The sequence below is a fragment of the Bradyrhizobium sp. 155 genome (assembly GCF_023101105.1).
In the GTDB taxonomy this organism is placed as follows: domain Bacteria; phylum Pseudomonadota; class Alphaproteobacteria; order Rhizobiales; family Xanthobacteraceae; genus Bradyrhizobium; species Bradyrhizobium canariense_D.
Map to the genome: position 1 here is coordinate 6,283,317 of NZ_CP064704.1, position 24,916 is coordinate 6,308,232.

General features: G+C 60.1%; 20 protein-coding genes, 1 tRNA gene and 5 pseudogenes. 15 read left to right on the forward strand and 11 right to left on the reverse strand.

All coding sequences use genetic code 11. The annotated features are described in order from the left end of the window. Positions 1-45: 45 nt before the first annotated feature. The 4 genes and pseudogenes from IVA93_RS30245 to IVA93_RS30260 form a co-directional block, all read left to right on the forward strand. A tRNA-Val gene (locus IVA93_RS30245) sits at positions 46-120 on the forward strand. A gap of 792 nt (positions 121-912) precedes the next feature. After that, the gene (locus IVA93_RS30250; protein WP_247371227.1) at positions 913-1,110 is read left to right on the forward strand and encodes a hypothetical protein; all 198 of its coding nucleotides are present in this window, start codon (positions 913-915) and stop codon (positions 1,108-1,110) included. Continuing rightward, a complete protein-coding gene (locus tag IVA93_RS30255; RefSeq protein ID WP_247789303.1) occupies positions 1,110-2,567 on the forward strand; it encodes a hypothetical protein in 1,458 nt (485 codons plus the stop codon). Before IVA93_RS30250 ends, IVA93_RS30255 begins: the two co-directional genes overlap by 1 nt. 58 nt (positions 2,568-2,625) lie before the next feature. Next, positions 2,626-3,492 (forward strand): annotated as a pseudogene (locus tag IVA93_RS30260) (IS3 family transposase); the annotation flags it as partial. 7 nt (positions 3,493-3,499) lie between these two features. Here IVA93_RS30260 and IVA93_RS30265 read toward each other — a convergent pair. Further along, positions 3,500-4,907: pseudogene (locus IVA93_RS30265) on the reverse strand (IS30 family transposase). A 54-nt stretch (positions 4,908-4,961) separates the two neighbouring features. Between IVA93_RS30265 and IVA93_RS30270 the strand changes: the two are divergent. Beyond that, positions 4,962-5,210: pseudogene (locus IVA93_RS30270) on the forward strand (IS3 family transposase); the annotation flags it as partial. On the opposite strand, the gene IVA93_RS30275 reads toward IVA93_RS30270, so the two are convergent. Beyond that, complete coding sequence (locus IVA93_RS30275; protein ID WP_247766882.1) at positions 5,180-5,866, reverse strand: MerR family transcriptional regulator; 687 nt, start codon at positions 5,864-5,866, stop codon at positions 5,180-5,182. The pseudogene IVA93_RS30270 and the gene IVA93_RS30275 overlap by 31 nt on opposite strands. A 250-nt stretch (positions 5,867-6,116) precedes the next feature. On the opposite strand from IVA93_RS30275, the gene istA reads away from it, so the two are divergent. Both istA and istB read left to right on the forward strand, forming a co-directional pair. After that, on the forward strand, positions 6,117-7,631 hold the full coding sequence (gene istA, locus IVA93_RS30280; RefSeq protein ID WP_524536836.1) for an IS21 family transposase: 1,515 nt from the start codon (positions 6,117-6,119) through the stop codon (positions 7,629-7,631). Then, the gene (gene istB / locus IVA93_RS30285) at positions 7,628-8,440 is read left to right on the forward strand and encodes an IS21-like element ISBj11 family helper ATPase IstB (protein ID WP_247300139.1); all 813 of its coding nucleotides are present in this window, start codon (positions 7,628-7,630) and stop codon (positions 8,438-8,440) included. Before istA ends, istB begins: the two co-directional genes overlap by 4 nt. A gap of 129 nt (positions 8,441-8,569) precedes the next feature. On the opposite strand, the pseudogene IVA93_RS30290 reads toward istB, so the two are convergent. Continuing rightward, positions 8,570-9,901: pseudogene (locus IVA93_RS30290) on the reverse strand (recombinase family protein); the annotation flags it as partial. Then, the gene (locus IVA93_RS30295; protein WP_247293539.1) at positions 9,891-10,061 is read right to left on the reverse strand and encodes a hypothetical protein; all 171 of its coding nucleotides are present in this window, start codon (positions 10,059-10,061) and stop codon (positions 9,891-9,893) included. The pseudogene IVA93_RS30290 and the gene IVA93_RS30295, both read right to left, overlap by 11 nt. Positions 10,062-10,569: 508 nt before the next feature. Between IVA93_RS30295 and IVA93_RS30300 the strand changes: the two genes are divergently transcribed. Continuing rightward, positions 10,570-10,716, forward strand: a complete 147-nt coding sequence (locus IVA93_RS30300) for a hypothetical protein (RefSeq protein ID WP_247338444.1) — start codon at positions 10,570-10,572, stop codon at positions 10,714-10,716. A 478-nt stretch (positions 10,717-11,194) separates the two neighbouring features. Here the strand turns inward: IVA93_RS30300 and IVA93_RS30305 are convergent, their stop codons facing one another. Further along, complete coding sequence (locus IVA93_RS30305; protein ID WP_346771672.1) at positions 11,195-11,533, reverse strand: cupin domain-containing protein; 339 nt, start codon at positions 11,531-11,533, stop codon at positions 11,195-11,197. Then, positions 11,437-11,856 (reverse strand): nuclear transport factor 2 family protein, encoded by a 420-nt coding sequence (locus IVA93_RS30310; protein ID WP_247412624.1) that lies wholly within the window; start codon positions 11,854-11,856, stop codon positions 11,437-11,439. The genes IVA93_RS30305 and IVA93_RS30310 overlap by 97 nt, the downstream gene beginning before the upstream one ends. A 130-nt stretch (positions 11,857-11,986) precedes the next feature. On the opposite strand from IVA93_RS30310, the gene IVA93_RS30315 reads away from it, so the two are divergent. Further along, positions 11,987-12,556, forward strand: coding sequence for a bifunctional transcriptional activator/DNA repair enzyme AdaA (locus IVA93_RS30315; protein ID WP_247789304.1), 570 nt, complete (start codon positions 11,987-11,989; stop codon positions 12,554-12,556). Between the two features lie 318 nt (positions 12,557-12,874). Continuing rightward, positions 12,875-13,348 (forward strand): hypothetical protein, encoded by a 474-nt coding sequence (locus IVA93_RS30320; protein WP_247338441.1) that lies wholly within the window; start codon positions 12,875-12,877, stop codon positions 13,346-13,348. A 136-nt stretch (positions 13,349-13,484) separates the two neighbouring features. On the opposite strand, the gene IVA93_RS30325 is transcribed toward IVA93_RS30320, so the two are convergent. Both IVA93_RS30325 and IVA93_RS30330 read right to left on the reverse strand, forming a co-directional pair. After that, entirely contained in the window at positions 13,485-15,275 is a 1,791-nt protein-coding gene (locus IVA93_RS30325; RefSeq protein ID WP_247338440.1) for an adenylate/guanylate cyclase domain-containing protein, read from the reverse strand. 182 nt (positions 15,276-15,457) lie between these two features. Continuing rightward, positions 15,458-16,828 (reverse strand): transposase, encoded by a 1,371-nt coding sequence (locus tag IVA93_RS30330; protein ID WP_247789305.1) that lies wholly within the window; start codon positions 16,826-16,828, stop codon positions 15,458-15,460. Between the two features lie 579 nt (positions 16,829-17,407). Here IVA93_RS30330 and IVA93_RS30335 point away from each other — a divergent pair. The 3 genes from IVA93_RS30335 (at position 17,408) to IVA93_RS30345 (ending at position 19,450) form a co-directional block, all read left to right on the forward strand. Then, entirely contained in the window at positions 17,408-18,292 is an 885-nt protein-coding gene (locus tag IVA93_RS30335) for a hypothetical protein (protein WP_247789306.1), read from the forward strand. Positions 18,293-18,701: 409 nt separating this feature from the next. Then, positions 18,702-19,064, forward strand: a complete 363-nt coding sequence (locus IVA93_RS30340) for a hypothetical protein (protein ID WP_247336287.1) — start codon at positions 18,702-18,704, stop codon at positions 19,062-19,064. After that, positions 19,061-19,450, forward strand: coding sequence for a hypothetical protein (locus IVA93_RS30345; protein WP_247336284.1), 390 nt, complete (start codon positions 19,061-19,063; stop codon positions 19,448-19,450). Before IVA93_RS30340 ends, IVA93_RS30345 begins: the two co-directional genes overlap by 4 nt. Here the strand turns inward: IVA93_RS30345 and IVA93_RS30350 are convergent. Together IVA93_RS30350 and IVA93_RS30355 are read right to left on the reverse strand one after the other, a co-directional pair. Further along, on the reverse strand, positions 19,431-20,453 hold the full coding sequence (locus tag IVA93_RS30350; protein WP_247368943.1) for a site-specific integrase: 1,023 nt from the start codon (positions 20,451-20,453) through the stop codon (positions 19,431-19,433). The genes IVA93_RS30345 and IVA93_RS30350 overlap by 20 nt on opposite strands. A 143-nt stretch (positions 20,454-20,596) precedes the next feature. After that, a complete protein-coding gene (locus IVA93_RS30355; protein WP_524536837.1) occupies positions 20,597-20,866 on the reverse strand; it encodes a Dabb family protein in 270 nt (89 codons plus the stop codon). Between the two features lie 211 nt (positions 20,867-21,077). Here IVA93_RS30355 and IVA93_RS30360 point away from each other — a divergent pair, with 211 nt between their 5' ends. Next, positions 21,078-21,272, forward strand: coding sequence for a chorismate-binding protein (locus IVA93_RS30360; RefSeq protein WP_247335419.1), 195 nt, complete (start codon positions 21,078-21,080; stop codon positions 21,270-21,272). 91 nt (positions 21,273-21,363) lie between these two features. After that, positions 21,364-21,505: pseudogene (locus tag IVA93_RS41265) on the forward strand (IS110 family RNA-guided transposase); the annotation flags it as partial. A 644-nt stretch (positions 21,506-22,149) separates the two neighbouring features. Here IVA93_RS41265 and IVA93_RS30370 read toward each other — a convergent pair. Next, a complete protein-coding gene (locus IVA93_RS30370; RefSeq protein WP_524536838.1) occupies positions 22,150-24,525 on the reverse strand; it encodes a T3SS effector XopP-like protein in 2,376 nt (791 codons plus the stop codon). Positions 24,526-24,916: the final 391 nt, after the last annotated feature.

Here is a 24,916-nt window from a genome sequence, read left to right on the forward strand (position 1 = left end):
CAAAGCATCGGCGGCCGAAACTCGGGTCGCCTGCATGATGGTTTCGGGTGCATAGCTCAGCGGGAGAGCGTTCCCTTCACACGGGAGAGGTCCAAGGTTCGATCCCTTGTGCGCCCACCATTAACCTAGCTAAATCAGCCACTTAGCGGCGAGGTTCTCCAAGTATGTGCCCCAAAAAAGCGGGGGCACAATAGGGGCACGAAGCGGGCAATGATGGTGCGAGGTCTACAGAACGGCTCGGCTGGTCATCGTACGACCGTTCGATCTTCTCCCCACCCAACCAGTGTAGGCGACCTCGTTTGTCTCGACGCGCTCTTGTCCTGCGACGTTCCTGCACTGTTTCGCTCTACCTTTAATCCTTCTCAGGCGGTAAGCGATCACTCTGCCGAGCAGCAGGACTTCGGCTGCGTCCCTAAAGAAAAACCCGCCAGCGACGTAGGGCTGACGGGTTCTCATTTGCCCGCGCGTATCCGCGGTACTCGTCACCCATCCGCGATGGCACATCGTGCAGCCATAACGATCGACGTTTAGGTTATCACCGTCTCTTGCTGGCTGATGTGTTGCTCGCCTTGATGAAGGCGACGCTCGGCCAAGGTCAAGAATGAGGGGCGGCAGCGGTCTCGCTTACCTTCGCTCTGGCTCAAAGCGACCGAGCCGCCGTGGGCCACACCAGACTTCGATCGGTTGGTTAAGAGCGGCGCCTGTGCCACCCCATTTGGGGGACCGGCAAAAAGAAAACCGACCCTGGCAATCGGAAATCGAAACCCGATTCAAACACCGCTAGGTGGCCAATGTCGCACGTCCGTTCGGCGCGTTTCAGCGCCCTACTCCAGATTTGCGCTCCCGAATATTTCACCGAAGCCGTAGATCGTGCGGCCGATAGGCGCGCTCAGTCGCGTTCTGACTACGTGCGTGCTGCTGTTCTCGATCGCCTTCGCGCTGATGGAATCGAAGTCGAGCGAGGGGCAGCCTGACATGCTTGCCAATTTCGCCCGCGCGGTCGCGCTTGGCTCACTCATCGTCATTGGCGCTGTCGCGCTGTTCGGCGGGGACAAGTCCGAAGGCGCCTTTGACGTTTCGTTTGGCCTCGCATTCGATCGGGGCCGCTGATGTTCGGTGACTCGTTCAAGTTCGTCATCGGATCGCTCTGCGTCGCCTCGCTGGTCTTAGCCGCCCCCGCATTCGGTCAAAAGACTAAGGCGCAACTCAACACAGAAGTCGGCACGACCTTCCCGGATCAGTCCACCCGCCAGATCACCCCTTCGGGCGTCCGGACGTTTCAGAATGACCTGATCAACTCGATCATGCCGACCGCGCCGGTCATCAGCGGCAATCTTGCGTGCTTCAGTGGCACTACAGGGTTGCTTCAGGATTGCGGATCGGCGCCCTCGTCAGCTCAATTGCAGCCGTACACAGCTGCGAATACATCCCCAGCATCGCAGACAATCCAGGCGCAGCTCCGCAAGATACCCGTGTCGTGTGAGGATTTCGGGACGTGCGGCACGACCGACGATACGATGAATGTGCAGGCGGCGATCAACTACGCCGCAGCTCAGGGAAGGTGTTTCCAATTCAATAGAATTTATACATTAACGACAATTATTATCGATACTGTTTCAGCGCCTTGCATGAATGGCAGAGGTGGACTAATTGCGAAAGCAGGCTCTGTTGCCAATGCACTGCTTGAAATCAAGGACTCGGTCGGTATCGTTATCGACGGCAATATTTCGCTAAACTGTAGCGGAGAAGCCGGCGTAGCGAATGGGTTCAAGTTTTGGGGCACAGGTGCCAATGCCGCTCAGTACAATCCAGGACTATTCTTTGCGGCAATCGCTGGCTGTAAGAACATGGCACAGTTCGGCGATGTCTCGAAGCCAGATGCGACGACGTTTAGCGAGAACTCGTTCAAGGTCGGGTATAGCTATTTGAATGCTGGCGGTCTTACCGTCACTGGCTATCAGGCTGTCGTCAACCTTCACGACAGCGTTCTCTACATCAACAACACGCTTTTCCCGGCGGTGACACCCTACGCCATCCGTCTGGTCGGCGGGGGCGTGCAAAATACGGGCGGCGAGATTGTCATCGCAGGCACCAGCGGGGCAGCTGTGCGGATAGAGGCGATTGCTAGCCCGACCTATGGCAACGCCTACGGCAACGCCCAAATGACGAACGTTCTCGTTGAGAGCAGTACACTTGCGAGCATAGCGAACCCTGATGCCGTTTCGTCTCCACTGTTTGGCGCGTTAATGTGCAGCATGTGCTACGGGTCTATCGGTACAGACGTCGGCAGCTTCATCAGCGCCGCCTCCGATTTTGTCGGCACGATCCAGATGAAGGGGAACCGTTTCTTCGCGGGGGCCGCTCGCTCAAACCCGAATATCGCCGCAGCGTCCGCGACAATCTCTTTCGATTGGGAAAGTTTCGGAACTAACATGCTGCAAGGTTATGCCGGCGTCGTCGGCGGCATCCAGCGCATGACGTCGAAAGACTTGGCGCCCGGGGTTCCACACGCTGCTCAATCCATCGTTCTATCCTGGCCGCACTCTGTACCTCAACAATGGGGCTGAGCTGCTGCCGGTTTGATGGACACCAAGATTGGGTGTTTTATCGAGCCAGAGGTGGGTCATGCAGAGACGGAAGTTCAGTCGAGAGTTCAAGATCGAGGCGGTCAAGCTCGTCAGGGAGCGCGGGGTATCTGTGGCGCAAGCTGGCCGAGACCTGGGCGTTCATGAGAACGTGCTGCGCAAATGGGTGAAGGAGTTCGGCTTCGACGCTGCGCAGTCGTTCCCCGGCCACGGGCAAATGAAGCCTGAGCAATTGGAGATCGAGCGGCTGCGGCGCGAGGTCAACAAGCTGAAGGCGGAGCGGGATATCCTAATACTTCGCGAAGGAAGCGACATGAAGTTCGGCTTCATCGCGAAGCACCGGGGCATCTGGCCGGTGGCATGGCTATGCGAAGCGATGGGCGTGTCGCGGTCGGGCTTTCATGCCTGGCTGAACCGATCGCCCAGCGCCAGATCCCGAAGCGACGAGACCGTAGGCCAGCAGGTCAAGGTCAGCTTCCTTGCCAGTGACCGGACTTACGGCGCGCGGCGCGTCTGGCGAGACCTTCTGGCGGACGGCGTCGAATGCGGCCTGCACCGGGTCGAACGGCTGATGCGCCTGCAGGCCCTGCGGGCGCGGCCACGACACCGGCGTCTGCCGAAGGACGCAGGCCATCGCCAGATTGCGAACGTGGCGTCGAACCTTCTGGATCGGCAGTTCGAGGCCGAGCGCCCGAACCAGAAGTGGGTCGCCGACTTCACCTACATCTGGACGGCTGAGGGCTGGCTCTATGTGTCGGCGGTGATCGACCTGTTCTCGCGCCGGGTGGTCGGCTGGTCGATGAGCGCCAGCATGACCGCCCAGTTGGTTGCGGACGCCCTGTTGATGGCGGTCTGGCGGCGCGGCAAGCCGGATGCCCTGATGCATCATTCCGATCGCGGCAGCCAGGGCGGATTCAAGCGGTTGTCGCAACACCGAATGTGTTCCACTCATGACAGCAACTCGTCAAGCGCCTCTGCTGGCGTTTTCCAACCCAAAGTTTTTCTCGGTCGAGCATTGAGGGCCGCGGCCACGGCGGCGATGTCGTCGGCGCTGTGGACGCTCAGGTCGGTGCCTTTCGGGAAGTACTGACGCAGCAGCCCATTGGTGTTCTCGTTGGTGCCACGCTGCCAGGGGCTTTGCGGATCGCAGAAGTAGACTTGGACGCCCGCGTCGATCTTGAGACGATCGTGCTGAGCCATTTCCGCTCCCTGATCCCAGGTCAGCGAACGACGCATCTCTTCGGGCAAGGTGATGATGGTGCGCGTAATCGCGTCGCGCACGGCTTCAGCTCCGTGTCCCGCGAGAGCAGGGCCATTCTTCATGCGTGGAGCTTCGCCATGCCCCGCAAGCCGGGGAAGATGCAGCAACATCGTGAAGCGTGTTGTCCGCTCAACCAGCGTGCCGATCGCCGAGCTGCCAAGACCAAGGATGAGGTCTCCCTCCCAGTGGCCCGGCACCGCGCGATCGGCCGCTTCGGCGGGGCGTTGGCTGATCATGATCTCCGGCGAGACAAAGCTCTTGCCTCGCCTGCGTACGCGCGCCCTGGGGACCCGCAATACGCGCCCCGTTCGCAAGCAGGCTGACAGTTCGCGGCGTAGCGCTCCCCGACCCTGAACGAAGAGAGCTTGATAGATGGCTTCGTGGCTGATGCGCATCGTCTTGTCGTCCGGGAAGTCGATCGGCAAGCGTCGGGCAATCTGCTCCGGGCTCCAAGCCCTGGCCCATCGCCGATCCTTTCGCGGGCCATGCCGGCGGCCCTTCCACGGAACGGCGGGACCAGGAACGGCAGCGCCACTCGGGGTCATGACCACGCCGGCCAGTCGCTGCTCCAGATAAGTGCGCAACGTTGTGTTGAGCGCAAGCTTAGTCGGTTTGGGCCGACGGGCCGATCGCTCGGCGTGCCATTGGGCTGTCGATGCACGATACTCCAGGCCGCCGCTGCGCGTCGCGGCATTGCGTCGTAGCTCACGGGAGATGGTCGAGGCGGATCGGCCAAGTCGGCGTCCGATCTCGCGTCTCGAAAGGCCCTGAACGCGAAGAAGTGCGATCTCCTCACGTTCCGCAAACGAGAGGTACCGCCCGGACCGCGGCTGGGTTGAAGATCTGAACATCGCTGGTGCCATGCCGCCTGCCTGTCGGAACAATCTGGTTCCGACAGGCTGCGACATACCAGCCGTTAATGCAGCATCCTCGCTGGTCATTCCCTGCACGATCCCCAACCAGAATCGCTGGAGTTCAGATCGCCCCGCTACCGGCGGCCGTCCCGGTGACGCCAACGGTGCTCGTCGAGAGCGGTGTGATCGTCGCTTTCGAATGCCCATCGCAACCTCCTTCGTTCAGGTGTTGCGACGACCGCTTGAATCCGCCCAGTCGTCAGCGAGCAGTTCCAGCGCTTGATGGCTGATAGCGGCATCGTCTGCAGCATGAGTCGGTCCGGCAACGTCTGGGACAACGCGGCGATGGAGAGCTTCTTCTCGTCGCTGAAAACCGAACGCACCGAGGGCAAAACCTATCGCACCAGGAACGAGGCCAGAGCAGATGTGTTCGATTACATCGAGCGGTTCTACAACCGCGCATCAGAACACCCATCTGTCTATGTTGTTGAAGAGAAAAGACTTTGCTGATTGGGATTCGATCCCGTGGGGTATCTTGGGTTCTGTCGCGCTCGTTCGGCGATAGATCGAGCAGCAGTTGTTATCAGCGAGCTGCGGGCGAAGATCCAAGGACCATCCGACAGAGGATGGATGGCTTCGATTTCACCGGCTTCAGCGGCCAGCCGGAGCGTCTTGGGCGCGATCTTCAGGAGCTTGGCGGCGTTGCTGAGGTTTAGCCAGTGCTCGATGCCGTCCTCGGCGGGCTTGAACACCGGGATGCGATAGTTCGAGCGCAGCGAGGTAACACGCTCGCGCGTCCAGCGATTGCCGTTACCGGTCTCGAGGCCGTTGCGGTTGAGGAGGCCGGCGATCAGATCGTCGCTGGCGATCAGCACCAGTCGGCGCACAGCCTCGATGATGTTGGCGGAGGTGCTGTTACGCTGCCCGCGCCGGCGCTTGGGCAGGCGTATCTCGCTGTGAACGCCGCCGACCCAGTGGACGATGAGGACGATCTCGGAGGCCGCATCGTCGATATCGGCCACGACCTCATGGATGAGGGTGCGCACAACGCGCTTCTTGAGGCGAGCATCCGTCGTCGGCGCATCCCAGACCGCTTTGAGGTTCGAGGCTAGAACGCCGAGCGAAGCTGGATCGGCAATGGGGGCGGGCGTCGCCGCCTCATGCATTGCGATCTTGCCCTCGACCTCCGCCGCGTGAGCGAGCGCCCTGTTCCAGCGCGCTTTGCGGCGCGGCAATCAGGATGGAAGTGCAGCGTCAATCAGGATGAGAGAGCTTCGCCGGGCTCGTGACGCAGGGAGGGCGTAGCCCGACCGGAGTTACGAGCCCGGCGACGGCGCGATCCGAGCGGACCGCGCCGTCTGGTGATCGCGGCTGGCCGGTGATGGATGGTTCTTCTCGCCAAAGAGGAATCACCCGTTGCCAGGCTGCCATGTCACCGATCACCAGATGAGGCTCTACATGAAGTTCCGTCAAACCAATTCGCCGCCAGAGGCGGCCGCGAAGGCGTCGTTCAGTTCGTCGACCGCTTATCGGCTCGAGAAGGATCTGCGCCTTCCGTCGCAAAAGAAGACACCGCGGCAAAGGCGGCGGCCGGATCCCTTGGCCAACGTCTTCGGCCTGGAGGTCGTGCCGATGCTGAAGGCGGCTCCCGGCGTGCGGCCCGTGGCCATCTTCGAGGAGATGCTCCGACGCCATCCTGAGCTGGGGGCTGGAATCCGCCGCACGCTCGAGCGCCGGATCCGCGCCTGGCGGGCGATCCACGGCGAGGAGCAGGAGGTCATCTTCCGCCAGACCCACGAAGTGGGCCAGGTCGGCCTGTCCGACTTCACCGATATGGGCGAGCTTGGGGTCGCCATCGCTGGCGTGCCGCTCGATCATCGCCTGTATCACTTCCGGTTGGCCTATTGCGGGTTTGAACACGCCGATGTCGTGCTCGGTGGCGAGAGCTTCGTCGCATTGGCCGAAGGGCTGCAGAATGCCCTGTGGTCGCTCGGTGGGGCACCGCGGGAGCATCGGACCGACAGCCTGTCGGCCGCCTTCTGCAATCTCGATCGCAATGCGAGGGACGATCTGACCAGGCGGTACGAGGACCTCTGCGCCCACTACGGCATGCGGCCTTCCCGCAACAATCGCGGCATCGCCCACGAGAACGGGGCGATCGAAAGCTCGCATGGCCATCTCAAGCGCACGATCGCCGATGCGCTGCTGTTGCGCGGCACTGCCGACTTCGATGATCTCGCCGCCTATCGCGGCTTCATCGACGAGATCGTCAGCCGCCGTAATGCCCGCAACTCCAAGCGGATCGACCACGAGCGCGCCACCCTGCAGGCGTTGCCAGATCGCCGCACCTCGGACTACGAGGAGGTGATTGTCCGCGTGACGTCAAGCGGCGGCTTCACCTTGCGCAAGGTGTTCTACACCGTGCCGTCGCGTTTGATCGGGCACCAACTGCGGGTGCGCCTTTACGACGATCGTCTCGACGTGTTCGTCGGCGGCACCCATCTCGTCACCCTGCCGCGTGGGCGGCCGCATTCCAACGGCAAGCACGACCAGGTCGTCGATTATCGGCACGTGATCCATTCCTTGCGGCGCAAGCCAATGGCGCTGCTCAATCTCGTCTACCGTGATCGGCTGTTCCCGCGCGATGCCTATTGCCGAACCTTCGATTGCTTGCGCGAACGGCTGCCGGACAGGAAAGCCTGCCGGATCATGGTCGATCTGCTCGCACTGGCCCATGAGCGCGGCTGCGAGGCCGAACTCGCCGATCAGCTCGCGACCGAGCTTGATGCCGGCCGACTGCCCGACCTCAACCGGCTGCGCGCTTACTTCTCTCCCGATCCGGCCTGCGTGCCGCACGTCGTGGTGCAGCTCGCACCGCTCGCCACCTATGAGTGCCTCATCGGTGCCGGCGAGATCGGAGGTGCCGCATGAGCACGGCCAATACCATTGACACCGCGCGCCTCAATCTATTGCTCAACGAGTTGCGGCTGCCAGCCATCAAGGTGCTGTGGCCGCAATTTGCCGAGCAGTCCGACAAGGAAGGCTGGCCGGCGGCCCGCTTCCTCGCCACCATTGCCGAGCACGAGATCGCCGAACGCGGCCGCCGCCGCGTCGAGCGCCATCTCGTCGAGGCGCGGCTGCCCGCTGGAAAGACCTTCGACAACTTCGACTTCGAGGCTGTGCCGATGATCTCCAAGGCACAGGTGACCGCGCTCGCCGCCGGCGATGGTTGGCTCGGCAAGGGCGCCAATCTGCTGCTGTTCGGCCCGCCCGGCGGCGGCAAGAGTCACTTGGCGGCAGCCATCGGCCTGGCCCTTATCGAGAACGGATGGCGCGTCCTCTTCACCCGCACCACCGATCTCGTCCAGAAGCTCCAGGTGGCGCGGCGCGAGCTCAATCTCGAGGCCGCCATTAACCGCCTCGACCGCTTCGACCTCCTGATCTGCGATGATCTTGCCTACGTCACCAAGGACCAGGCCGAGACCAGCGTGCTGTTCGAGCTCATCAGCGCTCGCTACGAGCGGCGTTCCATGCTGATCACCGCCAATCAGCCCTTTGGAGAGTGGAACAGGGTCTTCCCGGATCCTGCTATGACGCTCGCCGCCATCGATCGCCTCGTTCACCACGCCACCATCGTCGAGATGAACGTCGAAAGCTATCGCAGGCGCACCGCGCTCGAGCGGAAGCGTGGTCCAGGGCGACCATCCTCGCACGCGACACCAAAAACACTCGCTGATTGACGCTCCGCGACAATCAGAGCGAACAAAACTCTTGCGCGCGACAATCATCGCGGCAATCATCACCTCGCCGCGACACCGACTCGCCATCCTGATTGTCGCGCGCTTCCCATCCAGATTGTCGCGCTATATCGCTTCAAGCTCGCCCGCCACCAGCCGGTTCGCGGGGTCAGCGGCATCGTACTGCCGGAAGGCCCGGTCGGCGGCATAGCGCGCCGCTTCGAGGTCGCGACTGAGAGCATCGCGCACCTGATCCCGCCGTTCCCTGGCTTCCTTGGCGGCCGCGGTTGCAGCGGCGATAGCGCCCGGACCGACGACGCCAAGCAGCGCTTCCTCGACTGCATCATCGACGCGCAGTCCGCCGAAGCCGATGCAGTGAGGGCCACCATTGTCCATCCAGGCGCGGCTGCAGCTGTAGCGCGGGATATGGTGCTTCATGCCGGAGTATCGGAGTGTGAGCTTGCGGCCGCAGCGCTTGCACCGGATCAGGCCGGCCAGCAGCCCGTCACCATGCTTGGGCGCGCCGTGATGCCGGCCGGTGGGAATGTTGCTGCTGACCATAGTGCGGATCGCCTCGAACCTCTCCCAGCTCACATACCCTTCGTGGGTGTTGGGCTTCAGCGCCAGCCATTCGTTCCGCGCCTTGCGGCGGATCTTCACGCTCACGCCTGCGGCGCTGTATCCCGCCGCCACAGCCGTCTTACCATAGGCATAGGCGCCGCCGTAGACCGGGTTCTCAATGATCCGGTGGATGGCGGAGTAGCTTGGTCGCCGCCAGGCCGTGTCGCCGCTGGTCTGCTTCACCGGCAGATCGAGATTGTACTCGTGGAGCCAGCAGAGCGCCTGTCGCGCGCTGCCCAGTTCCTCGACCTTGTCGAACACCAGCTTGATCGCTTCCTGGACACGCCCATCCGGATCTTTCTCATAATGGTCGCCGGCCTTCACGAAGCCGACGGGCGCCGCCACAACCAACTCGCCCCGGCGCGCCTTCTCGTAGCGGGCCGAGAGCGAGCGCTGGCGCAACAGATCCAGCTCGTACTCGTTGAGGCTGCCCTTGAGCCCGAGCAGCAGGCGGTCGTTACCGTGCCTCGGTGCATAGATCGTCTCCTGATCGACCAGGACGGTATCGACCACACGACACATCTCGATGAGTTGCTGCCAATCCCGGCTGTTGCGAGCGAAGCGCGAGACCTCGCGGGCGCAAACCGCGCCAACCTTACCGAGGCAAACCTCCGCTACCATCCGCTCGAAACCGGCGCGTTGTACCCCGCCGGCGGCTGAACGACCGAGATCATCATCGATCACTTCAATCTCTGACCACCCGAGCGCCGTCAGCCGGTCCCGCATGGCGTACTGCAACGCACTGCTCTCGCGATTGTGCAACACCTGATGCGCTGAGGATTGACGCACGTAAAGAAGCGCCTTGCGCTCGAGATGATGAGGCCTGACCTTGTCAGAAGTCATGACCGACCTCCTTCGCGCGCGGCGTCGCCGTCGTCGCAGCATGGTCGAGGATCAACTGCGTCATCAGACTCATAAGGGCCGCCTGCGCTTCCGCCGGCAGCTCCGACCATGCCGGCGCGCCGATGGCGCCGTTCGACAGGCCGCTCCCGAACAGATCCATCTGCTGCTGCGGCCGCGGTCGTTGATTGTGTCGGTATCCGCTCCCTGGCATTGCCGTCTGGCTTGACATGAGTCGCTCCCCGATTCTGGCCGTGAGAGCCTCTGGATGCGCCAGAAAGCGGGGCAGCTGATGGCGTTCGATCCTTCAACGCTACATCGAGAAGCGCAGAAAGCGCCGCAAGTGCATCGATCCTAACAAGCGGCTGAGCTGTCAGAAACCCGGCGTCATGGCATGCCGTCCGGTCGAACATCCATGCGGGAACTTCCAGCCAACGGTCTGCTTGCGATCCGTCCAGGGTGCAGCGAAAAACGACATCGTCGGCCTTGTCGATGGCCCCATGAACGCAAACTCGGCGCCCAAACCAAGGATGATGCCGATAAAGAACCTCGCGAAGAACGGTCCTGTGGGCGTTCTCAAACGTCGTTGTACAACACGACCCGACGTCACTCGACGATCGGTTACCTCAGCCCTGTTGAGTTCGAGCGCAAGGTGGGATTAGCTTAACCCGGTGTCCATCAAACCGGCAGCAGCTCACCTTCTTCTGATCGGTCGCCAGCTTTATCTTCTCTCTCAAAAGAAGGATGTTCGAATATTCCTTCTCGATCTCGGGATCGATGCGAAGGGATTCAAGCTGTTGGGCGTGCAGTTTGAATAGCGCAGCAATGTGCTCACTTTGGATGGGGCGCATGGCAATCAACCCCAGATTGGAAACGAACTCAGTCAGCGCAAATCAGGTAGAAATTTTTCCGAACGCACATCATAGAGCGAATTTCGGTGCGGCGTCTCGTAAAATAAACTGCCAACGTTACTGTCTTACTTTTGTAGCGCGTTACTCCCTCGGGGCACGCGCCGATCACTCCCTTCAACGGAGCGAATTGCTAGAGCCCGCTAAGGACGGTATCGGACATCACAAATCTGATGATCGGCACTTTGGCTAAGCGCCATAGGCGGTCATTCTTTTGCGCAGGGCAACAACCACCGATATGCGAGACGGCGGTGGGAAGCGTGCCGAGCTGCCGGGTGCACGCCACCTTGACGGCGGTCCGGATGTTCCATCTAGGGATCAAATGGACAGTCCCGCTCGCAGCGGCCAAGCTCTCACTTCCGAGCCCACGTCACAGGCGAACGACGTTCTAATGATGCCTGACCGGAATCAGCGAAGGACCATTCAGGTTAACCGGCAGTATTTCGAAGAGCACGTGCACCATAGGTGTATCCGTCTTGTTAAAAACGGTGTGGTTTATATCCCCAGATTCAAAGAAGAAATCGCCCGGGGCGTAAACTACAGTCTTATCCGGCAAGACGTAAGTCATGTAGCCGGAGGTGACTTGGCGGATGCCGGGGCCCTCGTGATTGTGCTCACCCAAAGCGGCCTTCAAAGTGGCTCGAAAATCATCTGCCAGCCCTTTCGGGTGTCCATGTATTCGCGAACCAGCTTGATCCGCTCGCCGGAAAGGACAAAAGCGAAGCAATAGTCATTCTCGTAGGGCTTGCCTCCAGGAAGAGTGGCTCGCATTCGCTCCTCGACGATCACAGTATCGCCATCGGCATGAATGCCCCGAAACGAGATGTCGACGTTCGAGAACAGATGATGCATTTCCGAGGCAATAAAGTGTGCGATTTGGTCCGGTCCAATCATGTGGTCGGTGTGCTTGAGAGCGACCGCCGTGGCATTTCCAGCCGGTGCGATCCATTCGGCATCGGGAGTAAACAGCTCCGCGATCAACTGCGCATCACGGGTTTTAAAAGTCTTCCAGGCATTGATGACGATCTCTTTAGGATTCGTGCTGTTCATTTTTGCTTCTCCAAGTGCTCAGCGAAGTTGGACCTTCTCTATAAGAAGGGCGCACCGATATCGCTGGCCGGAATCGGACCTGATCATCTCAGGGCTATTCTTCTGGCTGCGGCCTGCGGTAAAATGAGTCATGCTCAGTTTTGAGGTATGCAACACCGCGCGCTTGCAGCGCGATCCGCGCTATGACGGCCGTTTCTACACGGCAGTGAAGACCACGGGGATCTACTGCCGCCCAGTTTGCCCAGTGAAGCAGCCGTTGACCCGTAACGTGGCCTACTATCAAACTGCGGCGGCCGCCGAGGCTGCGGGATACCGGCCTTGCCTGCGTTGCCGTCCGGAGACCGCGCCCTTCTGTGCTGCCTGGAATGGCACGCGTTCGACAGTCGCGCGGGCCTTGAAATTGATCGATGGTGGCGCGTTAGATGACGCTTCGGTTGCCTCACTGGCCGATCGGCTCGGGGTAAGCTCGCGCCACCTTGCGCGTCTGTTCGAGCGGTACGTCGGGGCCAGCCCCCAACAGGTCGCGAAGACCAGGCGTGTACAGCGGGCGAAGCGCCTCCTTGACGATACGACTGAACCATTGGCCCAGATCGCCTACCGAGCTGGCTTTGGCAGTGTGCGCCGATTCAACGCCGTCTTTCGCGAACTCTATGGGCGCTCGCCCTCCAGCATTCGCCACCGCCGCAGAGTATTCGCCTGAGATCGGGCATCCCAACGTTGGTCCGCTGTTGGCCCCTTCGCGTCCGTTGATGCGGCGTCGGTGCATGTCCGCTCAAGAGGACAGACCGGAGGTTTGCAGCAGCGCTAGACAGACCGACCCATTGCAGAAGTGAGATGGTGTTGGGGTGATCTTGCGACCGGTACTGTGGGCTGTCGTTCTCCGACGCTTCTAAGCGATTGCGGCAACCAGGGCTTAACCAGAGACTTGAGCGGGAAATTCACCAGTGCGCTCTACCCAAAGTCGGGCTTTGATTGAACGCCTCAAGGAACGTTGAGCAGAGCTGAAAGGGTGCCCAGCATGGAAGTACAAGCGGCAAGATCTCTCTTCAAGACGATCGGCTTCGTATTCGGGCTGTTCTGTCTTCTTCTGACCTATGCTTCAGGCGTTCGATTTTACGAACACGTGCTGGGGGGCCGATCCATGCCAGAGCACGGGGCGAGCCTGGCGCTCGACGTTGGCGGGAATGTCCTCCTCTTGGGCATGAGTGGCTTCGGGTTGGTTGCAGTGTTGCTCATCGCCCGAAGAGGGTTTGACCGAGTTGTAGGGAACTGGCCATACGTCGTTCCTGCCATCTTGGTCGCTGTGTTTTGCGCGACGATGGCCGCTACGCTGGGCGCCAGACGAATGACCTGGGTTCTTCCTGCGGCCAGTCTCTTCGGCCTCATCGGGCTATGGGCCGGATGGAGTGTTCTTAGGCAGCATGGATTGCCGATCACTGCCCGCGTCTCGGATATGTCCCTGATCCGAAGACAGAACGAGACCGGCCAGTGACGGGGGCGTCCCGAACGTACGTCAGCTTTGTGGCCCATCGCGTCGGCTGGCGCAGTGCACAGGCAGGCCGGGACTCAGGGGCGAGCAGAAGTCATCGCCTCCGGTGCGGACCGCCGCCTTTGACCCAAGTCGGACATCATTCCTCCGGTACGCCGGCCACGCGCAGCCCTTTCAGGATGCGCCTACTTCCCTCGAGATACACCGCACTATTGCCCATTGAGATGCTCTGCACCCGACGAATAGTAAATGTGGGATCGAGCGCTTGCCCTGCTTTCGCAGCGGCGTACGCGTCGTTCAGCTTGCCAAGTAAGGCGAGAGCAGCCGCAAGCCCAAAATGTACGAGGGGATAATTTCGGTTGACTTCGATACCGCGAAGGAACCAGCTGACTGCTTCGTTATCTGCTCCGATCTGCAACTTGGAAAACCCGACTGGCGACAGCCATCGGTAGGCAAGGATGTCACGAGGAGAGAGGCGCAATGCTTGATTTACGTGAGCCTCGGTCTCTGCGCCGCAGCCCATCATATACTTAGCGAGACCAATCATCGCGTGGGCGTCAGCAAAATTGCGATCCAATTCCAACGCTCGCTCGCACTCTGTCAGGCCTTGAAGCGCGCGGTTCGTATGCATCAAGACGATCCCTAGGAGCAAATGTGCAAAGGGATGATTCGGTGCATGGGACAGCGCCTCTAGGAGTATCGTCTCTGCGGCTGCTAGCCGAAGAGATAGGTCGTCGATCAAAAAAATCGATGAGGATGTCACATCGACCGCCGCCATCCAGACCGTCGCGTCAATGTTTTCAGCGTCGATCGCCAATGCCCGCTCGAAACAAAGGCGAGCTTGTGTCAGGGATCTAGACGTAAGGCCCTCATTGAATGAATGGCGGCCTCGGAAAATCAGATCCATGGCGTCGGGGTTCGGCGTGTTTTCCGCTCGCCGTGCCTCAGCCTCAATCAGCTGGGCATTTACTGTGTTCGCCAGCCGCGCAACGATCTCGTCCTGCATGTCGAGCAGGTCAGCGATAGATTTGTCGAATCGGTCAGCCCAGAGGTGACTACCTGTTTCGGTATCGACAAGCTGCACGTTCACTCGCAGCCGGGTGCGGTCACGCTGTATGGAACCTTCGAGTGCGTACCGGACCTTCAGTTCGCGACCGATCTGTTTGAGGTCAGCGACCTTTCCTCTGTAGGTGAATGCTGTGCGTCGGCCAATGACGAACGAGCCTCTAATGCGCGACAAATCCGTGGTCAGGCTCTCGGTCACGCCATCTACGAAGTAGTCCTGCTCGGCATCACCGCTGAGGTTGGTAAAAGGCAACACAACGACGGAAAAATGAGGTGGCGAAACCGGGGCCTGTCTTGTGCGCCTAGTCTCTGATGCCAACTTATCTCCATCCCGGATCATCGCATAAGCCCGGACAGGGTTGGCGATGTTCTTGAGATGTTGTTCGCCCATATCGGCGAACTCAGCGTCGACCTTGCCTCGGACGTGTTCGTAGACAGAAGCCGACACGCATATGCCACCCGGCTCTGCAATGCTCTCCAGCCTTACCGCTTTGTTGACGCCGTCTCCAAAGATATCGTGGGGCTCGACGATGACGTCGCCAATATTGATGCCTACGCGGAAAGCAATACGTGTTTCGTCGGCGTCACCTATTGTAAGTTCCTTGATGAGCGTTTGAAATTGTACGGCAGCCCGCACCGCTTGGACGGCGCTCGAAAATTCTGCCAAGAACCCGTCGCCGGTATTCTTCACGATGCGGCCCCGGTGTTCGGTGATTGCTGGGTTGACAGCGTCCGCCAAGAGCGCGGCAAATTTGGCATGCGTAGGCTCTTCATCGGTATGCATTAGCCGCGAATAGCCAGCCACGTCGGCCGCCAATATCGCTGACAATCTGCGTTCGACCCGGACTGGCCGTTCTTGCACCATGGCTTAGAATCCAAACCTGGGCGATTGTACATCAGATCGAACAGGATTCCACCTAACCGATGTCTCCTATTGGCCGATTTTGTTGCAAAAGTTGGCTGCAATGGATTTGGCCGCTGGGCCTTTTGTTGAGCCGCGCTTTGAAGCGCTGGCCCTGACGCATTTTACGCAACTTTGACGCTACGCTACGCGATGCGCAGAACCTGAGCCGGCGGCGGTCGTGCGACCAGCGATGCAAACCGCCTCAGATTCTGAGCGATGGCGGCTAGAACAAACTCATCCTGGGCACCTTGCGGGCCTCGCAATCGGAGCCGACCAAGCTTCAGGATGCGCTTCAAGTGTGCGAACCTCATCTCGATCTTCTTGCGCTGACGCCGAGAGAGCTCGAAGCCCTCGGTGCCAGCGAACGACCGGGCAACGTCTCGGGCATGCTCATGGATATCGCGCGGGATCTTGCGTGATGGTTCCTTTGGGCAGCACTGCGGTTTGAGCGGGCATACATCGCAGTCGAGCTTGCTGGCACGATACAGAAGGGTCTTGCCCTCGTGCACGGTACCGCTCGTCCCAAGCCGCTTACCACCCGGGCAGTGGTAAACGTCCCCGGTTGGGTCATATCGAAAGTCGCTCCGCGAGAAGGTGCCATCATCCCGCTTCGACTTATCGAACACAGGGATATGCGGCGCGATGCCCTTCTCCTCGACCAGCCAGTTCAGCATCGGAGCCGCTCCGTAAGCGGTATCCCCGACAAGTCGCTCTGGCTTGAGACCAAAGCGCTCCTCGGTTCGTTCGATCATGGTTTTTGCTGCACCGACCTCGGCCTGGCGAATGGCGCGGGAGGCCTCGACATCCACGATGACGCCGAACTTCACGTCGATGAGATAGTTGTCGGAGTACGCGAAGAATGCCGGCCCCTTGTGAGCGCCGGTCCACTGCGCTGCCGGATCGGATGGCGAGACAAACTTCGGGATGACATCGCTGGCGGCGCCCCACGCCGGATCGTCGAGGGTTGCCAAATACTCCTTCACCGCGCGGCTGGACCTGGCCGGATCGCGATCCCTGCGCCAGTCCTGACCTGCGATCGAGCGCTGCTTGTTCGCGTCGGCCGCAATCAGGCTCGCATCGACTGCAAATCCTTCGCCACCAACCAGACCGGCGGCAATGCATGTCTCGACAATCCGTTCGAACACGCGGCGGAGAACATCTCCATCACGGAAGCGCTCGTTGCGGGCGCGCGAAAATGCCGAATGATCCGGGATAGCGTCCTCGATACCAAGCTTGCAGAACCAGCGATAGGCGAGGTTCACCTGCACTTCACGGCAGATCAGCCGTTCCGAGCGGATCGCAAAGAAATACCCCACGACCAGCATCCGGATCATCAGTTCCGGATCAATCGACGGGCGCCCCATCGACGAATAGTGAGATGCTAGTTCACCGCGAAGCCAGGACAGATCGAGAGCAGCATCGATCTTCCGCACCAGATGATCTTCGGGTATCGCGTCGCCAAGACGAAACTCGTAGAACAGTTGACCTTGGTCACTCTTCAGACGGCCCATCATGGATCGACCTCGCCGAGATTCGCGTCAACACAACGGAATCACGGTTCGTGACTTGTCTCAACCGACTTTTGCAACAAAATCGGCCCTTCGACGAAGTGGCAGCATCGCTCCACGAGGTCCGCTTATTGAGGCATGGCAGGCCAGATTTGCTCACGTTCAGTTCTTCGTATTTTGACCCGCAACTGACTTTCGAACGGTTGCGATGTTGGGCGGCCCCGAACTCATGCTGATTCGATGAAAAAGGGTGTAGAGCCAGAGCGCTCGCTCGGTATCCGGGTGATCGACTTGGCCGTAGCCTCTTAGGAGGGCTGATGGCTGCGCGGGTCTTCGTGGGAAGAGCAGAACAGGGCCTTGGCCAAGTCGAAGAGCTTGGTCGGTGAAGCTTGGTGCGTAACTCTAATTTGCATTCTGGCCAAGCCGCTACAGCTGGCTGGAAGTTGGTTGAAATCTACTACGGGATCGTCAAGCAAGACCTTGGATGGGGGCACGCATTAGGCTCGTCGGAAATTTCCGAGCTCCAGAGGCTTGCGCCTGTCGATAACTTGTTAAACCATGGCTCTCTTTTGATGAAGCTTGCACATGGCCCTTTCCGTTAGATTTTACCTCTTTGCCGAAGACGGGCTAAAGCGCATTTCGCAGCGCCTGATGATGGCGCTGGTGCATGCCCAGGATGCCATGCCGCAATATGCCGGCACAAAACAAAAGGTTGCTGATGTAATTCTGGAGGTGGAGGACGGAAAGCCGCTCCGTATCCAGCAGGCAGAAGGCACCTTTCTGAGATTTGATGAGCGTGGACAAGTTCGCGAGGGCCTCGTCGCCTCAGGATTTGCGGCTCTCAATACAGGTCTCGCACTGCAAGAAGCTCTTCGAAAACCGCCTAGCAAAGTCGTCAACCTCGCTCCAAAGCTCAATCGAGAGAAATGGGAGCGCGAGAATCGCTGGACGTTGTCCAAAGAGGATCTCGATCTGATCGCTGATGACATCTGGGGCCGTAAGCGCGTGGCTGCATCCAAGGTGGAAAGGGCGAAGGGGACAGTACCCAAATCTCCGCAAATCACTTTTGACGCGCGCGAGGCGCTGCGAGAAATTCAAACCGGCATCTCGAGTATCGACAACAAGCTGACCTGGTTGAGCGAACCGTCCCTGAAGGGGGTTGCGCATGAATCCCGACAGAACGCCAAGAGTGACGTGGACGGACCGTTCTGGCTCGCTGTGGCGCAGGCCGCCGATCGTTATCATGAGCTTCTTGTCAGACGCCGCACTGGACGAGGCGCTTGGTATGCCGTGGTTTCTATTCTGCATTGGGACGCTGTCCGTCGAACGGCCGATACCAGCGCCTCTTTTCATGAGCGTTGTGCTTCCAAAAAAGAAGCAGAGGACGCGGTGCGGCGGCTCTTGGCCGAGCACGGAAAGCTTTTCAGCGCCATAGCGCGATCGGCAACAAGGCGCCGATATCGCTGTTGAATGGCTCATCGGCGCCCCCGCCGGCATGAGCTAAACCCCGGAAAATTCCAGCATCAGCTGGCCTAGTTTTGGGGAGCACTTCAAAACCCCGGAAAATTCCAGCATCAGCTGGCCTAGTTTTGGGGAGCACTTCAGCACTTCAAAGCGGAAGTGCTCTCTGAATTGGAATGGGATGATAAGGAGGAGCAGCGCGCTACTTGATGGCCAGAACAGCGCATGAACATATTCCCCGGATTTCCCCCGGGTGTTGCAGCTTCGTTCTGCCATCTAGTGCCGGTAACTGCCGAAAGCCAGCAAACCACAAAGGGCGAATACGCCTATAATATCAGAGGGATTGGTGGTGGCCGCACAAGGGATCGAACCTTGGACCTCTCCCGTGTGAAGGCGCTACCAGCCATTGTAATTGTTGATGGATTTTTATCTGATCGGGCATTCCCCGCGATTTCCCCGGTTCACCCACCTTGTTGAGCATTGGTTGCGACTCTGGCAATCTTCTGTGATGGCCTCTAATCCGGACGCTCAACTTTTTGCGCAGTTTCTGGACGCCAAGGGCGTCTCGAACAAATGTCCTCGCTGCAATACCTCGAATTGGTTGTTGAACAACCAGCCTTCCCCTTGGGGTGGGATTTGGGGGAAGAATGCGGAGGGCAGCTTTTCGCTGGACTCGCCGATTTTCGAGATATCGATCTTGATCTGCACCAACTGTGGATTCGTCAGTCCCCACGCGAAGCATTATTATGACCAATGGGTGGAGGGGCGGAAAGAGAAATGAGCGAGCAGTCAGCGACTTCCGGAGGCATTGCCGAAGGGCATACGCCTGCTGCTCGCATATCAATGCCTGCTTTTGTGGATTGGCACATGATTCTTGATCGCGAGCTTGACCAACTTACCCAGCCGCAGTCGGGGCTGCTTGGGTCCCTCGGCTTCGTAGGCTTGGGGGCGGTGCTCGGCCTGATCGGCTCTTTTGTCGCGGCGCTTGAGAAGCTCGCCACGATTCCTGCCGCTCCTGTATCCAAGGCCGATATCAGTAATCTGCTGGCGTTTCCGGCCTGCATCGTGCTTACCGCTATTTGTCTTTTACTCGCGTTCCTGTCATGGCGGCGCAATTCTGGCCTCGCTGATGAAATCCGTAAGCGACCTAAGCACGCTTCCTTCTAGAAAGGGCAGTATCCGGCACCGGCAGCAGATCCGCCTGCCGCGCCTCCGCGCTCGCCATCGTGTGATTGTACCGATCAGCCGAGTCAGGATCCTTCCATCGGCCGGTGCGGGTCAGCCCATAGGTGTCGAGCCCGCCGTAGCGGTGCATCCAGGTGCCGTAGGTGTGGCAGAAGATGTGGAAGCCGCGCATGCGGCGCGGCAGCACGACGCCGGCGCGGTCCAGCGCCAGGTAGAGCATCTTGTAGAGCCGGCCGCCTTTGCAGAACCGGAACAGCCGCTCATCGCCATGGCGGTCGAGGAACGGCTCACCGGCACCAATGCGGTTTCGGCCGGCAGCACCGTTGGCCAATACCGTCCCGGCGGCCTTTCGGGGCCGGGTGGGGCGGGGCGGCGCCTTTCGAAACGCTTCCACCACGATCGGTGGCAGGTGTACCGGGCGGGGCTCGCTGTTCTTTGTGGTGCCCAGATAAAGCAGCGCCTGGTCCAGCTTCAGCCCGCGTAGCAAGGCCTCTTCCGTCACATCCCCAAGCCGCATACCTGTGTAGAGCAACGTGAGACAGAACAGGCCGAACTCAGGCTCGATTGCATAGGCCTCGCGGATCACGGCAAAGGCCTGGTCCGGCTCGAGCCATTCGGTGGCCTTGCTGCCGCGCCAGCCCTTGGGCCGGCGGATCTTCAGTTCGATGCCGGCGTGCTTAAGCACGGCCGATACGGGCGTGTAGAATTGGCGGTTCAGCGTAGTAGCGGGCGCCAGAGGGTAGACGCCGCGCGCGGCGTTGTCGATTGCGATCTGGTCGATGCTGGAGAGCGGTTTGTCGCGCAGGGCGTGGTCGCCAGTGGCTTCGATGATCTTGCCCAGAAACTTGGCCTCGCCGCCGGCCTTGAGATAGGCGAGCGCCGCATCGGCGAAGGTGGGCGGCCGAGGTGCCTCGACTACCTCCGGAGCGGGACGATAGCCTCCCCGGCAGAGCCAAGCTGAAGAGCTTCTTCCGCGTTGCCGCACTCGATCTCCTGCACATCGAGTGTCTTCTGCCCCAGTCGTCGAGCGTCGATCCGCGCGAAGCTAATGACCTCCACGGAAGCATCTACTCAAAGTTCATCGCGAAGTTGCGGATTGACTTCGCTCAGGTCAGTCCGCTCCGAGAGCTACTGCCGGATCGACTCCTGGTAAAGCTCGTGCGCTTTATAGGCTTCGAGTTCGACTTCGTCCTCGAATTCACCGCAGACGATCACGTCAATTTCGTTGCCAAGCCGGTCACTCTTGCGCTTGCGAGCGAGCTCAAGCCGGCGTGCGTGCGGGATTTTGCCGAGAACGGAAAGGCCGTCGCGCCGATCTCCCGGCATTCCAGGGCGGCGCCGCCGCCTTTTTTGGCTACGAGCTGAACAGGACGCTGGAACGATACCGTCGGGAGGCATCGCTTGCCTCAGGCACTCCTATATCTTTACGAGGCGTGATAAGCTTGGATTACCGCCATGACAAATGCTGGTCCTTTCTACCGGGTGGCCGGAGCAGGATCCGGTTCGCCGGCGTGAGAGAGCTCGCCGAACAGTCGAAGAATTTGTTGGGCTGGTTACAGTCTCAGCCCCCTCCTTTACACCAGGCCAGGCCGTCACGGCTGTACAACGCGTGATTGATCTGTCGGGTGACGCCTTCCAGGTCAACATTGCGCAGCGCTTCAGCGCTCGCCTGGCGAACTCGTTCGATCTGATAGCCTTCTATTGTCAGCTGCGGAAAATGAATTCGGCTCCCTTTGCCGACCTTCTTCGGTATGGCGAGCTCACCATTGCATCGAGTTCGCCCGAGCATTTCACAAAAGTTTGACGCGCCGGCAGATCAGCTCAAAAGCGCGGCCGATCGCGCGAAATGCCTGCTCACCATCGCTGAAATCGCCGCTCACCATCAGCGAAACGCGGAGGCCTTGGGAATAAAGCTCGCGAAGCGTGTCGGTATGAAAAGGCAACGTCGCCATTGCGCACAATATCTCTGTGATCCTCCACTGCATTTCCCTCGACGGCACGTCGTTTGACTGGGGCCACGCGCCGGCCCGGCCTTAATTTGCAAGTTTCTGGCCCGGTCCGCCGGGCCGGCGATGTCCCGCTGAGACGGTGGTCGTGGTGACCTCGGTCAATCGACTGGTGGCGAGCTCGCCCGCCCGCCGTTGCAGAGGATGACCCACCCCATCCGGACATCATCATGAGGCGCTTGCGATCTCGGAAAGGACCATAACCCCGGCGACGGGCAGCTGATCGCATTGCATTTAGGTGACGGCTAATCGACCAAGAGAACCGAGCTGGTTATCGATCCGAGTCTCTTTACACCGCATTCTGGTGCTCCAGGCCGGGAAGCGCAATCATTGGTAGGGCGCTAAGCACGGCGCCGCAGACACTTACGAAGCGATCGGCGATGGGATCTCGAACACAAATGCGCAAAACTGTTTCATTCACGATCTGAAGCATAGCCGGATCCTAGGCTATTCGGACCCGGCCATCGCAAGCGCGGCGACAAGGGCCGCGATGCTGTTTTTCAAGCGAACGGAAGTCGGGGTCTCCACGCTCCCGATCGAATTTCAGTCGGACCCGTTGTCGATCTGTTCGAGGAGCCCGCGCGGGCTTCGAGTGCATCGAGGATTTCCTCTCGGTGATACGGTCTGCTTGATGGTGTCAGCACAGCGACGCTCTGGCGCGAGACACTCAGGTAACTACATCCTGAGGCGCGCGAACTGCATCGACGCGTGCTCCGCCTCGGGAAGGGAGGCGATGCTCAACAACGACTTACAGAACGCAGGCGCGAGCTTGCCGCGGTGGATCACGACGTTCTTGTGCCCCGTGCGGGCTTGAGCGCTCTGCCATTGCCGATTGTAGCCGCGCTGTTCATTGGACTTCACGTGGCAAGCGGCGAAGTCGGCGACGCCCAGCGTCGCCAACTGCAAGGCATGTACCGGCAGCTTGGTATGGATGTGCACCCACATCGGATTTGGCATCCTACCACTGCGCAGCGCCTTGGGCTGCAGCTCGACCTCGAACAGCGTCGTTGGCTCGATCTTCAATGCGTGGGGTGGATACACAGACGCAAGTTCTTCGGCCGCCCGCAACTGTTCAAGGTACTTCTGCGATGGAAACGCATAGGTCTTCATGCAATCGATCGTGATCGCCGCCTTTTGCGCGTTCACTGAGTTTGCCTGTCCCTGAACCTCGGACAACATCGCCTTAAGCCGGACTATTTTGTTGTGCACTTCGGTCATTTGCGCAGGCGTGAGTAGGCCACGTCGGCGGGGCTCCTCCAGCGCGGCTACACAGGTCTTAATCTCGATGGTCTGCGTCTGCAGGCGTTTAAGGACGAGATCCACGACGTGGTCGGCGTCCTCGGGCTTCATCTGGCGCGCTTGCGAGACGGCGCTTTGCTGAGCCGGCAGATCGAACTGCAGCAGCTCGTCCAATCGCTTGAGTAATCCCGTCAGTGCGTTCCTGGAGGGCGGAGCCTTCCACATGTCCAGGTGCCTGGTCGCCGATGACGACGCCCTCGCGCGCGCCTCCTCTGCACTCGCGAGTTTCTTCGTACCCAGATCCGAGAGTACGATAACCGTGGCAGCGTCGGGCCTGGCGAGCTGCGGCTCGCGCAGCCTGGCAGTTGAACTCGCCTCGCCTGCGGCCGGTGCGCGCTTGCCTTTCCCTTTCCTGCGCGCCGCGTGGTTCTCAGCCGCTAAGTTGGTCTTTTCCGATATCGCAGTCTGGGCAGGCGGCTCCACTTGCCTGTTTGGCTGCACTGCCAAAAGTCGCGTGACTTGGTGCGCGGTGACCCATGCACCTTCCACGATCTGGTCCAATTGTTCCAATGGAAGGTCGGCATCCGTTTTAGCATCCCTTAGGCTGGCAACGATGCGTTCCACCCCTGAGGCAAATTCCGAATGCCGTTCCATGGCTCCTTCCAGAACGGCGCAGTGCTCTGCGTCGAGTGGTTCTCCGTCCTCGTTAAGAACGGCTTTGCACGTCGAGTTGAATGCCGGAAAAGCATCCTGGATATAGGTCCCGAGCAGACGCACCCGCCCCTTCTCATCCATGAGGGCGTCCCTCACGACTGGTTCAAACGTGCTCGCCTGAGACTCAATCAGAAGCTTCGCGAGCTTAATCCGCGATTCCAGATGCAAGCACCCATCATAAAGTGCCGAGCCGGTATGCAGGCGTAGTGCGGCCTCGATGGGCTTCCGCATCTCGGCCGTCGTGCTTGGCAAGTTGGCAGCGGTCTCGCAGACGGACACCATCCGTTCCGAGCGTAACAGCTTCTTTCCCCACCACTCGATGACAGGCATATGGTCCTTCACCATACTGGAAGCCACTCGGCTCAGCTGGTCGGGGGTAGCGTTCGCGAAAATCCGCTGGAACAGGTCTGCCGAATTCTTTCTGCGGTCTTGCAAGGCGGAGATAATCGCCGAGCCCACCAATTTGGCTTTCCCCCCAGCATCGAGCACGACATAGCAGCATCGACGGACGTCAGCGTCGGACAGAATGCTTGGCGCCACGGCCGGGCGCAGCCTCGCGTAGTACTCCAGAACTGCCGAACCTGCTTCGACGAACCGATCGATCAGCTCTAGCGTCTCCTCCAGCTCGGCATCCTCGCCCGGCTGACGGCAAGCGGCAAGTTCCTCACGCAGGCGCTCCATGTGCCGCCTTGTTGCGTTGATTTCTTCCTCTGACGAAGAAATGGGGACTGCCACACCGGAAGTTGGCGGCTGGCTGGCGACCGGTGCCGTGTCTCCACCCTCCGACACTGAGGGAAAGCCGCGCCGCCGTGCAGTGACTGCACGTGGCGCAGCGGCTGCACGTGCCGCAGCGCCTAGGATTCGATCTGGGCCAACGGAGGGACCGGAAGACCTGTCGCCAAGGGCATCGTCGGCACCGCGCGCCGTGCTAGCGGACGGCGTCCCTCCATCTTGGGGCCCAGAGCGCATCCGCTCCACGACGGAATCGAACGATTGACTGCCTTCCCCAGGGGCTAGATTTGAGTGCGAGCGTGAACTGCTCGATCCGGCTCCAGCATCCCCAATGCGCGATCTGCCAGATCGGCCAATGCCCGTCATATTCCATCTCCGATCAAGTCGAGAATGCGTAGCCTGTCTGGATAGACAGGCTGGCTGACGAGTAGCTGACGAAGGGCGTTTTTCCGGTTGCACAGGAAACCCACATCGCCGTGGATCGTGGTCGAGTAGCGAGGCCATTTGGCTTTGCCCTCACACATCCGGGCAGACGGCTTGGCGAGTAGGCCGGCGGAGTCTCACCGCCGGGCTCTCATGGATCCCAGCGTGAGACTCTCCCGTCACTGGGCTCCCATCAGGCGAACGAGCCGCGTATGCCGGTCTTGCATTGTGCAAAAAACCGGGACGTTCGCGAGATAGCCGTTCGAGAACGCGGCCGGTCTTCGCCTTGCGACCCATAAAGCGTTTGGACCTCCGCATCATCCAAGCCTCGATT

Coding starts and splice junctions, on each gene's coding strand:
- IVA93_RS30255 (WP_247789303.1), top strand. CDS start 1,110: ATGTTCGGTGACTCGTTCAAGTTCGTCATCGGATCGCTCTGCGTCGCC.
- IVA93_RS30275 (WP_247766882.1), bottom strand. CDS start 5,866: ATGCATGAGGCGGCGACGCCCGCCCCCATTGCCGATCCAGCTTCGCTC.
- istB (WP_247300139.1), top strand. CDS start 7,628: ATGAGCACGGCCAATACCATTGACACCGCGCGCCTCAATCTATTGCTC.
- IVA93_RS30295 (WP_247293539.1), bottom strand. CDS start 10,061: ATGGATCTGTTCGGGAGCGGCCTGTCGAACGGCGCCATCGGCGCGCCG.
- IVA93_RS30310 (WP_247412624.1), bottom strand. CDS start 11,856: ATGAACAGCACGAATCCTAAAGAGATCGTCATCAATGCCTGGAAGACT.
- IVA93_RS30315 (WP_247789304.1), top strand. CDS start 11,987: ATGCTCAGTTTTGAGGTATGCAACACCGCGCGCTTGCAGCGCGATCCG.
- IVA93_RS30320 (WP_247338441.1), top strand. CDS start 12,875: ATGGAAGTACAAGCGGCAAGATCTCTCTTCAAGACGATCGGCTTCGTA.
- IVA93_RS30325 (WP_247338440.1), bottom strand. CDS start 15,275: ATGGTGCAAGAACGGCCAGTCCGGGTCGAACGCAGATTGTCAGCGATA.
- IVA93_RS30330 (WP_247789305.1), bottom strand. CDS start 16,828: ATGATGGGCCGTCTGAAGAGTGACCAAGGTCAACTGTTCTACGAGTTT.
- IVA93_RS30335 (WP_247789306.1), top strand. CDS start 17,408: ATGGCCCTTTCCGTTAGATTTTACCTCTTTGCCGAAGACGGGCTAAAG.
- IVA93_RS30340 (WP_247336287.1), top strand. CDS start 18,702: ATGGATTTTTATCTGATCGGGCATTCCCCGCGATTTCCCCGGTTCACC.
- IVA93_RS30345 (WP_247336284.1), top strand. CDS start 19,061: ATGAGCGAGCAGTCAGCGACTTCCGGAGGCATTGCCGAAGGGCATACG.
- IVA93_RS30355 (WP_524536837.1), bottom strand. CDS start 20,866: ATGCCTCCCGACGGTATCGTTCCAGCGTCCTGTTCAGCTCGTAGCCAA.
- IVA93_RS30370 (WP_524536838.1), bottom strand. CDS start 24,525: ATGACGGGCATTGGCCGATCTGGCAGATCGCGCATTGGGGATGCTGGA.